At 73.8% G+C, this 12,004-nt stretch carries 12 protein-coding genes; 5 read left to right on the top strand and 7 right to left on the bottom strand.

The annotated features are described in order from the left end of the window. Window positions 1–119: 119 nt before the first annotated feature. Together ACIP5O_RS17140 and ACIP5O_RS17135 are read left to right on the top strand one after the other, a co-directional pair. Window positions 120–359 (top strand): hypothetical protein, encoded by a 240-nt coding sequence (locus ACIP5O_RS17140; RefSeq protein WP_401294183.1) that lies wholly within the window; start codon window positions 120–122, stop codon window positions 357–359. Between the two features lie 36 nt (window positions 360–395). Further along, window positions 396–1,625, top strand: coding sequence for a TerD family protein (locus ACIP5O_RS17135; RefSeq protein WP_401293960.1), 1,230 nt, complete (start codon window positions 396–398; stop codon window positions 1,623–1,625). A 66-nt stretch (window positions 1,626–1,691) separates the two neighbouring features. Here the strand turns inward: ACIP5O_RS17135 and ACIP5O_RS17130 are convergent, their stop codons facing one another. Then, window positions 1,692–3,158, bottom strand: coding sequence for an alkaline phosphatase PhoX (locus ACIP5O_RS17130; protein ID WP_401293957.1), 1,467 nt, complete (start codon window positions 3,156–3,158; stop codon window positions 1,692–1,694). Window positions 3,159–3,309: 151 nt separating this feature from the next. Further along, window positions 3,310–4,770, bottom strand: a complete 1,461-nt coding sequence (locus ACIP5O_RS17125; protein ID WP_401293955.1) for a hypothetical protein — start codon at window positions 4,768–4,770, stop codon at window positions 3,310–3,312. 238 nt (window positions 4,771–5,008) lie between these two features. On the opposite strand from ACIP5O_RS17125, the gene ACIP5O_RS17120 reads away from it, so the two are divergent. Next, window positions 5,009–6,844: an endonuclease/exonuclease/phosphatase family protein gene (locus ACIP5O_RS17120; protein ID WP_401293952.1), complete on the top strand. Its 1,836-nt coding sequence runs from the start codon at window positions 5,009–5,011 to the stop codon at window positions 6,842–6,844. A gap of 18 nt (window positions 6,845–6,862) precedes the next feature. On the opposite strand, the gene ACIP5O_RS17115 is transcribed toward ACIP5O_RS17120, so the two are convergent. Beyond that, window positions 6,863–7,435 (bottom strand): antibiotic biosynthesis monooxygenase, encoded by a 573-nt coding sequence (locus ACIP5O_RS17115; protein WP_401293949.1) that lies wholly within the window; start codon window positions 7,433–7,435, stop codon window positions 6,863–6,865. A 177-nt stretch (window positions 7,436–7,612) separates the two neighbouring features. Here ACIP5O_RS17115 and dapA point away from each other — a divergent pair, with 177 nt between their 5' ends. Continuing rightward, window positions 7,613–8,506 carry a 4-hydroxy-tetrahydrodipicolinate synthase gene (gene dapA / locus ACIP5O_RS17110; protein WP_401293947.1) on the top strand — a complete coding sequence of 298 codons (894 nt, stop codon included), beginning with the start codon at window positions 7,613–7,615 and terminating at the stop codon, window positions 8,504–8,506. Here dapA and ACIP5O_RS17105 read toward each other — a convergent pair. The 4 genes from ACIP5O_RS17105 to ACIP5O_RS17090 form a co-directional block, all read right to left on the bottom strand. Further along, a complete protein-coding gene (locus tag ACIP5O_RS17105) occupies window positions 8,485–8,694 on the bottom strand; it encodes a hypothetical protein (RefSeq protein WP_401293945.1) in 210 nt (69 codons plus the stop codon). The two genes, dapA and ACIP5O_RS17105, sit on opposite strands and share 22 nt — an antisense overlap. 165 nt (window positions 8,695–8,859) lie before the next feature. Beyond that, window positions 8,860–9,843, bottom strand: a complete 984-nt coding sequence (dapD, locus tag ACIP5O_RS17100; RefSeq protein WP_401293943.1) for a 2,3,4,5-tetrahydropyridine-2,6-dicarboxylate N-succinyltransferase — start codon at window positions 9,841–9,843, stop codon at window positions 8,860–8,862. Window positions 9,844–9,887: 44 nt separating this feature from the next. After that, window positions 9,888–10,505, bottom strand: coding sequence for a TetR/AcrR family transcriptional regulator (locus tag ACIP5O_RS17095; protein WP_401293941.1), 618 nt, complete (start codon window positions 10,503–10,505; stop codon window positions 9,888–9,890). Next, window positions 10,505–10,825: a DMT family transporter gene (locus ACIP5O_RS17090; RefSeq protein WP_401293938.1), complete on the bottom strand. Its 321-nt coding sequence runs from the start codon at window positions 10,823–10,825 to the stop codon at window positions 10,505–10,507. The genes ACIP5O_RS17095 and ACIP5O_RS17090 overlap by 1 nt, the downstream gene beginning before the upstream one ends. 105 nt (window positions 10,826–10,930) lie before the next feature. Between ACIP5O_RS17090 and ACIP5O_RS17085 the strand changes: the two genes are divergently transcribed. Further along, the gene (locus tag ACIP5O_RS17085; protein WP_401293936.1) at window positions 10,931–11,980 is read left to right on the top strand and encodes an oxidoreductase; all 1,050 of its coding nucleotides are present in this window, start codon (window positions 10,931–10,933) and stop codon (window positions 11,978–11,980) included. The last annotated feature ends 24 nt before the right edge of the window (window positions 11,981–12,004 follow it).

The following is a 12,004-nucleotide window of genomic DNA, read 5'->3' as shown; positions in this document are numbered from 1 at the left end:
TCCCCACCGACCCCGCCCGCCCCACAGCGCCCACCGTCGTTCCCCCGGCCCCCACAGCACCCATGGGTCGAAAGAATATTCATATGACGGATCTGACCGGGAACGGCAGGATGCCCGTCATGCCACGACCTCATGGATTCACGTACGAGCGGCGGGGCGACGGCTCCGTCGTCCTCACCCACCAGGGCCGCGCCGCGGGCGTGCTGCGCGGCGGGCGCGCCGAGAAGTTCCTGGCGGAGGTGGAGTCGGGGGACGCCCAGCTCGTCATGGCCCGCTGGACGGGCTCGTACCGCTTCGGCAACGAGCGGCAGGCCAGGAACCACCCGCGTAACCAGGGTGGCCGAACCGGACGAAGGTAAGGGAACGGCAAAGGGGCCCGGATCGTTAGCCCTGGCATGACCGCTATGACCCCCGGCTCGAACATCCCTCTCACCGCCACGCGCGTGGCGGTGGACGTCGCCGCCCCGGTGCGGCTCGACGTCTCGGGCCTGCTGCTCGGCGCCAACGGCAAGGTGCGCTCGGACGACGACTTCATCTTCTACAACCAGCCGGCCGGGCCCGGTGTCACCTACCGCTCCGGCGGCGGGACCGCGCCCGACGCGATCCTGGTCGACACCGGCGCCCTGCCGGCCGGCGTCGAGAGGATCGTCGTCACGGCGAGCCCGGACGCCGCGGGCCGGACCTTCCAGGGCGTCGAGCCCACGGCGACGATCCGGAACGCGGACGACGGCAGCCCCCTCGCCACCTTCACGCCGCCGCGGCTCGCCACGGAGACGGCGCTCGTGGTCGTCGAGATCTACCTGCGCAACGGCGCGTGGAAGGCCCGCGCCGTGGGCCAGGGCTACGCCAACGGGCTCGCCGGCATCGCGACCGACTTCGGCGTCTCGGTGGACGAGGAGCCGGCCGCGCCCCCGGCCCCCGCCGCACAGGCCGCGCCCCCGGCGCCCCCCGCTCCCCCGGCCCCGCCCGCGCCGCCCGTCGCCCCGGTGGACCCCCGGGTCGCACCCCCGGCCCCGCCCGCTCCCCCGGCCGCCCCCGTGTCCACCGGGAAGATCAACCTCGACAAGGGCCGGGTCAGCCTCCAGAAGAACCAGACGGTGTCCCTGGTCAAGGGCGGCCGTCCGCTGCTCTCCCAGGTCAAGATGGGCCTCGGCTGGGAGCCCGCCTACCGGGGCAAGGACATCGACCTGGACGCGTCCGTCATCGCGTACGGACCCCAGCGCAACCACCTGGACAGCTGCTACTTCGGCAAGCTGGCCATCCTCAACGGCTCGGTCAAGCACTCCGGCGACAACCTCACCGGCGAGGGCGCGGGCGACGACGAGGTGATCGTCGTCGACCTGGGCCGGCTGCCCGCCGACGTCTCCGGCCTCGTCTTCACGGTCAACTCCTTCTCCGGCCAGAAGTTCACCGAGGTCGCCAAGGCGTACTGCCGGCTGATCGACGCGGCGACGGGCGAGGAGCTGGTCCGCTTCGACCTGACCACCGCCGAGCCGCAGACCGGCGTGATGATGGCGAAGCTGATCAAGCAGTTCTCCGGCGAGTGGGAGATGACGGCGATGGGCGAGTTCGTGAAGTCGCGGACCGTCCGGGGCATGGTGAAGCCGGCCGCCCAGGCGCTCTGAGCGACCGGCCCGAGGGGGTTCCCGGGGATTCCCGGGGACCCCTTCTCCGTGTCTCCGTATCGGCCCTCAGCGGCGGGGCTGGCGGCGCCAGGGACCGGTGATCGCGAGCATGATGCCCGGGTCCTGGATGTTGGCGAACAGCGTGTCGCCGTCGGGCGAGAAGACGACGCCGGTGAACTCGCTGCCGTTGAGGTCGTTGCGGGCGATCGGGTACGTGCGGCCGGAGTCGGTGGCGCCGAAGAGGTGCTGGACCCCTTCGCCGTCCTCGGCGATGACGAGCCCGCCGTACGGCGAGACGGTGATGTTGTCGGGGCCGTCGTAGGCGCCGTCCGCGTCGGGGTTCGCGTTCACGCCGAGCAGCACCTTGAGGGTGAGGGTGCGGCGCTTCGGGTCGTAGAACCAGACCTGGCCGTCGTGCGCGGCGCCCGGGCTCTCGGCGCGCGCGTAGGAGGAGACGACGTAGGCGCCGCCGTCGGCCCACCACATGCCCTCCAGCTTGCGGGCGCGGGTGACCTGCCCGGCCGCGAACTGCTTGCGGACGGGGGTGGTGCGGGCGTCGCGGTCGGGGACGTCGACCCAGTCCACGCCGTAGACGGTGCCGATCCGGGTGGCGCGGGAGAGGTCGTCGACGAAACGGCCCCCGGAGTCGACGCACTTGAAGGCCTGGAGCACACCGGCGTCGTCGGCGAGGGTGCGGAGCCTGCCGCGCCCGTGCTCGAAGCCCTTCGGCGGCACCCAGCGGAAGAGGAGCCCGTTGGGGCCCGACGCGTCCTCGGTCAGGTAGGCGTGGCCGCGCCGGGGGTCGACGACGACGGCCTCGTGCTCGTAGCGGCCGAAGGCCTTGATCGGCTTCGGGGCGCGGTTGGCGCGGCGGTCGCGCGGGTCGACCTCGAAGACGTACCCGTGGTCCTTGGTCATGCCGTTGGTCCCGGCGCGGTCGGCGTTCTCCTCGCCGGTCAGCCAGGTGCCCCAGTCGGTGCGGCCGCCCGCGCAGTTGGTGGAGGTGCCGGCGATGCCGACCCACTCGGCCACCGTGCCGTCGCGGTGCACCTCGACGACGGTGCAGCCGCCGGCCGCGGCCGGGTCGTAGACGAGGTCATCGGCGAGCGGGACGGGGTGGGTCCAGTTGGCGCGGGGGCCCTTGAGCTCGTGGTTGTTGACCAGGTACGTGGTGCCGCGCGGGCCCGCGAAGGCGGCGGTGCCGTCGTGGTTGGAGGGGGTGAACTCGCCCGACTCCAGACGGGTCACGCCGCTGTGGGTGACGACGCGGTAGGAGAACCCGGCGGGCAGGGCGAGCATCCCCTCCGGGTCGGCGACCAGCGGCCCGTACCCGAGCGCGTGGCCGTGCCCGTGCCCGTGGTCATGTCCGTGGTCATGCCCGTGTCCGCGGTCGTGGCCGGCCCCGTACGCCTGCGGCTCGTCGGACGCGAGCGCCTCGGGGGCGGTGGCGAGAGCCCCGACGACACCGGTGAGGGCGAGCCCGGCACCGGCGGCGGTGGACTGCTTGGTGAACTCTCTGCGGTTGAGCGGCATGGCGGCGGGTTCTCCCTGTGGTGGCCGGACGTCGCGGGCCACCCTCCCGCGCCTCCGCGAACACCGGCTGAACGCCACCGGAACACCGCCGGGCGCCCGGGGACACCGGGCGCCCGGCGGCTCCCCACACCCGGCGGAAAGGGACGTGCGGTCAGGCCCCGGACCGCGACCGGGCCTTGAAGGCGGCCTTGCGGGCCTCCTTCGCCGTGCCCTTGTCCCGGTGCAGCCGGCCCATCGCCTCCAGGACCTCCGCCGTCGCCGGGTGCTCCACCCGCCAGGCCGCCTCGAAGAAGCCGCCGTGGCGCCCGGTGAGGCCCTCGATCAGCTCCTGGAGCTCCTCCAGGTCGCCCTCCGCGTCGAGCTGGGCCGCGATCGTGTCGATCGCCAGCCAGAAGATCATCGACTCCGGCGGCGCGGGCACGTCCGCCGCACCCCGCTCCGCGAGCCAGACCCGGGCCAGGCCGCCGAGCTCCGCGTCGTCCAGGACCTCCCGCACGGCGGGCTCCGCCTCCGGGCCCACCAGGGAGAGCGTCTGCTGGCAGTGGAGGCGGCGGAGCGGGGAGCCCGCGTCGGAGCCGCGGGCGGCGTGCAGCAGCTCGCGGGCCGCGCCGAGGGCGTCGCGGCCGGCCAGCCAGGCGGCGGTCTCCTCGCGGGCCGCGGCCTCCGGGTAGCCGGCGATGCCGTCGAGGAGGGCGTCGGCGCCCTTGTCTGCCAGGTCGCCGACGGCGGGCGCGTCGACGCCGGCCTCCAGCATCCGGGCCCGGACGCCGTAGAGGCCGAGCGGGGTGAGCCGGACCATGCCGTAGCGGGTGACGTCCTCGTCGTCGACGGAGACGGCGGGCTCCTCGCCCTCCTCGACCATCAGGGCCTCGTCGAGGGGCTGGTACTCGACGAGCCCGATCGGTTCGAGCAGCCGGAACTGCTCGTCGAGCCGCATCATCGCGTCGGAGACCTGCTCCAGGACGTCGTCGGTGGGCTCGCCCATGTCGTCGGGGACGACCATCGACGCGGCGAGCGCGGGCAGCGGCACCGGGCCCTCACCGGCCCCGCCCTCGCTGACGGTCAGCAGGTAGAGGTTGCCGAGCACGCCCTCCAGGAACTCGGCCTCGGCCTCGGGGTCCCAGTCGAGGGCGTCGACGTCGATCTCGCCGTCCTCCCCGATCAGGTCGTCGAGGTCGTCGAGGACGGGCGCGACGGCGTCCGCGAAGACGGTGTCGAAGCCGTCCAGCCAGAGCGCGAGGACGTCCCGGGGCGAACCGCCGGTGAGGAGCGCCAGGTTCTCGCCGGGTCCGGCCCGCCCGGGGACGTCCTCCCCGTCCCCGTCGGCCGCCTCGCCGTCCTCGACCTCCACGAGGCCGGTGTCGACCGCGAGCCGCCAGGCGTCGCCCGCCCGGAGCTCGCCCTCCTCGTCGGCGGACAGGCCCAGGGCCCCGGCCGCCACCGGGAGCTGCTCGTCGACGAGTTCGCCGCCCGCGTCCACCCGGGTGTCCGGCCCGGCCCAGCGGGCGAGCCGTGCCGCGTCGGCGAGGAGGGGGGCGGCCAGGGCGTCCCGCGCCAGCTCCGCGTCCGCACGCAGCCGAACGGGGGGAAGGGTGGGGTGGTCCGCTGACATCTGCTGGGGTCTCCTCGGCGCGTACGGGGGCGGGCGGGTGGAAGGGGCTCGGAGGGCGGTCGCGAGGAGCCGCCCCGGAGAGCCGTCCCAGCGTAGACGCATCCGGGGGGACGTCCGCCGGTTCACGGATCCGTCAGCCTTCGTACACCCGTCGACCCTTGACAAGTGGGGGCTCCTGCAAAGAGATTGACGCGCGTAGATCCATCTGCCGTTCCTCCAAGCACCCTCGGAGTCCCTGATGTCTTCCTCCATACCGAGAAGCGCGGCCGTCGCCGCCGTCGTGTCCGCCGCCCTGGCCGCCGGCCTGCTCGCCGGTTCGGCGAGCGCGTCCGCCGAGGACGGCGCCGGTGTCCGCGTCCACGACATCCAGGGCACGACCCGCGTCTCGCCCCTGGTCGGGCAGCAGGTCACCGGTGTCACGGGCATCGTGACCGGCGTCCGCACCTACGGCTCGCGCGGCTTCTGGATCCAGGACCCCACCCCCGACGCGAACCCGGCCACCAGCGAGGGCCTGTTCGTCTTCACCAGCTCCGTCCCGACCGTCGCCGTCGGCGACGCGGTGAGCGTGAACGGCACGGTCACCGAGTACGTCCCCGGCGGCCTCGCCTCCGGCAACCAGTCGCTGACGCAGCTCTCCAAGCCCGTCGTCACCGTCGTCTCGCAGGGCAACCCGGTGCCGGCCCCGGTGACGCTCTCGTCCCGGTCCGTCCCCGACGCGTACGCGCCGGAGGGCGACCCGGCCGCGGGCGGCTCGATCAACGGCCTGACCCTGAAGCCCCGGACGTACGCCCTGGACTACTACGAGTCCCTGGAGGGCACGAACGTCCGGATCGGCTCCTCGCGCGTGGTCGGCGCCACCGACCCGTACTCCGAGCTGTGGGTCACGGTGAAGCCGCGGGAGAACGACAACCGGCGCGGCGGCACGGTCTACGGCTCGTACGAGGACCAGAACACCGGCCGCCTCCAGGTCCAGTCGCTGGTCCCGACCGCCCAGCAGCCGTTCCCGAAGGCGAACGTGGGCGACGTGCTCTCCGGCGTCACCGAGGGCCCGCTCGACTTCAACCAGTACGGCGGCTACACCCTGACGGCCCGCACCCTCGGCACGGTCGTGGACCGGGGCCTGGAGCGCGAGACCACGGACCGGCAGCACCGGAACGAGCTGGCCGTGGCCACGTACAACGTCGAGAACCTCGACCCGACCGACCCGCAGGAGAAGTTCGACGCGCTCGCGAAGGCGGTCGTGGAGAACCTCGCCTCGCCCGACATCGTCGCCCTGGAGGAGATCCAGGACGACAACGGCGCCAAGAACGACGGCACGGTGAGCGCCGGTCAGACGGTGAAGAAGTTCACCGACGCGATCGTGGCGGCCGGCGGCCCGGCGTACGAGTGGCGCTCGGTCGACCCGCAGAACAACGAGGACGGCGGCGAGCCCGGCGGCAACATCCGTCAGGTCTTCCTCTTCAACCCGGCCCGGGTCTCCTTCACCGACCGCTCGGGCGGCGACGCCACCACCGCGACCGGAGTCACCGGCCGCAAGGGGCACGCGGCGCTGACCGTCTCCCCCGGCCGGATCGACCCGGCGAACGCGGCCTGGGAGGACAGCCGCAAGCCGCTGGCGGGCGAGTTCGTCTTCCGGGGCCGCACGGTCTTCGTGATCGCCAACCACTTCGGTTCGAAGGGCGGGGACGAGTCGATCGTCTCCCACCACCAGCCGCCGAACCGTTCCTCCGAGGCGAAGCGCCTGCTCCAGGGCCAGGCCGTCAACGGCTTCGTGAAGCAGCTCCTCGCGGTCGAGAAGCAGGCCGACGTGCTGGTGGTCGGCGACATCAACGACTTCGAGTTCTCCGGCACCACGAAGGCGCTGACGGCCGGCGGCGCGCTGTACCCGGCGGTGAAGTCGCTGCCGCGCAGCGAGCGCTACTCGTACGTGTACCAGGGCAACAGCCAGGTCCTCGACCAGATCCTGACCAGCCCGGGGATCCGCCACTTCGACTACGACAGCGTCCACATCAACGCGGAGTTCGCCGACCAGGACAGCGACCACGACCCGCAGGTCCTGCGCTTCCGCCCGTAAGCGCCTCCGCAGGTCCCCCTACACGCCCGCGCCGAGGCTCAGCGCGGGCGTGTACCACCGGGCGCCGGCGGGCCCGGCGGGCGGGACGTCCTCCCACTCGGTGAGGGCGAGCACGCGGGTGCCGTCGATGGACCGGTGCACATGGGTGCCGATCCCGCCGGCGGCGACCGCGTCCCCGCCCCCGGCCCCGGTCTCCACGACCGAGACGGCCCCGGGCAGGGCGTCCGCGCCGCTCCCGTCGACCGGCCGGGGCGGCGCGTAGCGGTGCAGGACGACCCGCTCGATGCCGGGCACGGCCGCGTCGATCTCGGCGTTCCGGCCGTCGCGGTGGGTGCGGACGAAGTCCTCGTAGACCTCCTCCCCCGTCCACTGCGAGTAGTGCAGCAGCGCGTCCCCGTCCGTCCCGGCGTAGATGCTGTACGAGAGCAGTCCCGGGTCGGGCCACTCCCGGCCCTCCCAGGCCTTGCGGACGGCCTCGACGGCGGCCCGCTGCCGCTCGGGCGTGCCGACCCGCCAGGTGCTGACGAGGACGGCGCCGACTCCGGGGCGGTAGAGGTCGGGGCGGGCGTGGGGGTGCGCGACGGCGTGCATGGAAGGGTCTCCCGTTCGTGGAACTCCGTGTCGTGCGGACGACTCCACCGTCTTCCCTCAACCATGCTTGAGGTCAAGGGCATCCGGGCACGAGGGCGCACCCTTCAACAACCCTTACCTTTCCGCCCAAGAAGATCTAAGTGGACCTTCACCGTCCGCCGCGCCCAGACTTCCGGCATGACCACCGCACCTCCTTTCGGCCGCGCGCTCTGCGCGATGATCACCCCGTTCACCCCCGCAGGCGCGCTCGACCTCGACGCGGCGGGCGCCCTCGCCGTCCGGCTCGTGGCGGAGGGCTGCGACGGGCTCGTCCTCAACGGGACCACCGGCGAGTCCCCGACCACCACCGACGCCGAGAAGACCGCGCTCGTCCGCGCCGTCCGGGAGGCCGTCGGCCCAGGCCCCTCGGTCCTCGCGGGCGTCGGCAGCGCCGACACCGCGCACACCGCCGGGCTCGCCCGCGCGGCCGAGGAGGCGGGCGCGGACGGGCTGCTCGTCGTCACCCCGTACTACAGCCGCCCCCCGCAGGCGGCCGTCGAGGCGCACTTCCTGAAGGCGGCGGACGCGACCGGCCTGCCGGTGATGGTCTACGACATCCCCGGCCGCACCGGGACCCGCGTCGAGCCCGCGACGATGCGGCGGCTCGCCGCGCACCCGCGGATCGTCGCGGTGAAGGACTGCGCGTACGACCTGCTCGCCTCGGCCCGCCTGATCGCGGAGACCGGCCTCGCGTACTACTCGGGCTGCGAGGAACTGAACCTGCCGCTGTACGCGGTGGGCGGCGCGGGATACGTCAGTACGGTGGCGAACGTGGCGCCCCGGCAGCTGCGGGAGGTCCTCGACGCCTTCGACGCGGACGACACCGCCGGGGCGGCCCGGCTCAACGCCCGGCTGCTGCCGCTCGCCGAGCGGATGATGGCCTCGGGCCTGCCGGGCACCGTGACCGTCAAGGCCCTCCTCGGCGGCCCCCTGCGGGAGCCGCTGCTGCCCGCCGACCGGGAGACGGCCGACGGGCTGCGCGCGCTCCACCGGGCGCTGCTGCGACCGGCTCAGGCGGAGTCGGCGCTGTAGGTCCTCCCGAGGATCGCCGCGTGCTCCAGGACGTCCTCCAGGGGGTCGTCGATCTGGCCCGTGGAGACGAGCGAGACGTGCGGACCGTTGTGCGAGTGGACGTGCGTCTCGTCCGCCGCCGCCGTCCCGGCGGCCAGCAGGACCGCCGTCGCCGCGAACACCCCGGTGGCCATGGCCCTCGTCCTCATGTCGGCTCCTCGCCTCGTCCGCGTACGGGGCCCTGCGCCCCGCCCTGATAACGCAGCGTCACCGGATCGGTTGCCGTGCGCGTCGCGCGGCCCTCCGCGGAGACGACCGACCGCCCTGCCGGCCGTCCGGTGACGGGGCGAGGGCGGTCAGTGGTGCGCGGGGCCTCAGTTGTGGCTGTGCAGGATCTCGTTGAGGCCGCCCCAGACCGCGTTGTTCGGGCGGGCCTCGACGGCGCCGGTGACCGAGTTGCGGCGGAAGAGGATGTTCGAGGCGCCGGAGAGGTCGCGGGCCTTGACGATCTCGCCGTCGGGCATCGTGACCCGGGTGCCGGCGGTGACGTACAGGCCGGCCTCGACGACGCACTCGTCGCCGAGCGCGATGCCGACGCCCGCCTCGGCGCCGACCAGGCAGCGCTCGCCGATCGAGATGACGACGTTGCCGCCGCCGGAGAGGGTGCCCATGGTGGAGGCGCCGCCGCCGATGTCGGAGCCGTCGCCGACGACGACGCCGGCGGAGATGCGGCCCTCGACCATGGAGGTGCCGAGGGTGCCGGCGTTGAAGTTGACGAAGCCCTCGTGCATGACGGTGGTGCCGGCGGCGAGGTGGGCACCGAGGCGGACGCGGTCGGCGTCGGCGATCCGGACCCCGGCGGGCGCGACGTAGTCGGTCATGCGGGGGAACTTGTCGATCGAGGTCACCTGGAGGTGCAGGCCCTCGGCGCGCGCGTTGAGCCGGACCTTCTCGACGTCGTCGACGGCGACCGGGCCGAGCGAGGTCCAGGCGACGTTGGCGAGGAGGCCGAAGAGGCCGTCCAGGCTCTGGCCGTGCGGCTCGACCAGGCGGTGGCTGAGCAGGTGCAGGCGCAGGTACGCGTCGTGGGCGTCGAGCGGCTTCTCGTCGAGCGAGGCGATGACGGTGCGGACGGCGACCACCTCGACGCCCCGGCGGGCGTCCACGCCGAGGGCCTTGGCGGCGCCCTCGCCGAGGGCGTTGAGGGCCGCGTCGGGGGTGAGCCGCTCGGTGCCGGCGGGGCCGGGCGCGTCGGTCAGCTCGGGGGCGGGGAACCAGGTGTCGAGGACGGTGCCGTCGCCGGCGAGGGTGGCGAGGCCGGCGGCGACGGCGCCGGTGGTGCGAGGAGCAGTGGTCATGACGGAAAACCTAACCGGCGGGCCCCCGCCCGGGCCAACCGGTCTCAGGTGTCGGTCGGGCGCGCCGTCGGTTCGGACGAGCCCGGGACCGGCGGTTTCGGCGCTTCGTCCGGGGCCCCGGGGGCCAGGATCCGGCCCAGCATCGCGCGCGCGTACTCCTCGTCGTACTCCCCGCCGGTGAGCAGGACCTGGAGGCAGACGCCGTCCATGAGGGCGACCAGGGCGCGGGCGGTGACGGGGTCGGTGCGGCGGGCCAGGACGGCGGTGGCGGCCCCGGTCCACTCGGCGGCGACCGGGCGCAGGGCGGGGCGGCGCAGGGCGGCGAGGTAGAGCTCGTACTCCAGCTCCACGCCGGTGCGTTCGCCGCCCAGCCACTCCCCCAGGAGGCGGGCGAGCACGGCGGCGAGGTCGGCGTCCGGCCCCAGGAGGGCGGACCGCTCGCGGAGTTGGCGCCCGAAGTTCTCGTTGGCCTTGCGGAGCGCGGCGACGAGGAGTTCGTCGAGGGAGGCGAAGTGGTAAGTGGTGGAGCCGAGCGGCACGTCCGCCTCGGCGGCCACCGTGCGGTGGCTCAGCCCGGCGATGCCGGACCGTCCGACGACCCGGAGGGCCGCGTCCACGATCCGCTCGCGGCGCCCGGGGTCGTGGCGGCGGGGCCGGGCCATCAGTGGGCGCCGCCGAGGTTGAGGACGGCGACCCCGGCGACGATGAGGAGGATCCCGGCGACCTTGGCGAGGCTGAGGGTCTCGCCGAGGAAGAGGACGCCGATGGTGGCGACGGCGGCGGTGCCGACGCCGGACCAGATGGCGTACGCGGTGCCGACCTGGAGGGTCTTGAGCGCCTGTGCCAGGAGCGCGAAGGCGATCAGATAGCCGGCTCCGGTGACGAGCGAGGGCCAGAGCCTGCTGAAGCCGTCGCTGTACTTCATCGAGGTGGTGGCGAGGATCTCCGCCGCGATGGCGCCCGCCAGCAGTCCGTAACCCATGCGTACGAGCGTACCCATGGATGCGTACGGGCGTACACACCTCTTCGCGCAGGTGCGCGCTTTTTTCGTACGGGTGTGCGCCACCCGACCGATACGGTGTCGCCCATGACCTATCCCACGGGGCCCCACGGCTACGGCCACTTCCCTCCGCCTCCGCCTCCGGCGCCGCAGCCCGGCGTGATACCCCTGCGGCCGCTCGGCTTCGGCGAGATCCTGACGGCCGCGTTCGCCACCTTCGGACGCCACTGGAAGCAGCTCGTCGGCGTCGCGGCCGTCGCCTACGGGCTCGGCCTCCTGCTGGTCGCGGCGGCGTTCGGCGTCGGTTACCTGGCCGTCGCGGACCACGTGTCCGGCGTGTTCGACCTGCCGGAGGGCGTGGACCCCTCGTGGGACGACGGCCTTCCGCTGCTGATCGCGTTCGGCTGCGTCTGGCTGGTCGCGATGGTCGTCATGCTGGTCGCGACCGCCGTGGTGTCGGCGGCGGTGCCCGTGGTCCTCCAGGAGGCGGTCCTGGGCGGCCGCCCCGCCTTCGGGACCGTGTGGGGGCGCGCGTGGGCGCGGATGCCCGCGGTCCTCGGCACGGTCCTCCTGACCGCGCTGACCATGCTGGTGCCCGTCCTGCTCTTCGTCGGCCTGTCCGTCGGCCTGATCGTCGCGGTGGTCGCCAACGACTCCGGCCCGGCCGTGACCCTGCTGCTCTTCCCCGTCGTCCTGCTGGTCGCCCCGCTCGCCACCTGGCTCTGGGTGAAGTTCGCCTTCGCCCCGACGGTCGCGGTGATGGAGCGCCAGGGCGCCCTGGCGTCCCTGCGGCGGTCCTGGCACCTGGTGACCGACGCGTGGTGGCGGACCTTCGGCGGCCTGCTGGTGGCCGCCGTGATCACGGGTGTCATCAGCTCGGTGTTCCAGCAGCTGCTCGGCGCGGTGGCGAGCGTGCCCCTGGCCGGTGGCCCGACGCCGGAGACGCCCGGGGAGCTCCTCTCCCTGGTCGGGCCGATCGTGGTCGTCGTGATCGTCGGATCGCTGATCGCCCAGGTGTTCTCCGCGCTCTTCCCGCCGCTGGTGTCCGGGCTGCTCTACGTCGACCGGCGGATCCGCCGGGAGAACCTGGCGCCGGTGCTCGCCCGGGCCGCGGAGGCGCGGTCGTACGGCTCCTGACGGGCCGGCAGGAGCCGGTCCCCG

Source organism: Streptomyces sp. NPDC088915 (genome assembly GCF_044749825.1).
Lineage (GTDB): Bacteria > Actinomycetota > Actinomycetes > Streptomycetales > Streptomycetaceae > Streptomyces.
Note: the sequence above shows the minus strand (reverse complement) of the source record. Positions and strands in the feature narration are given on the sequence as shown.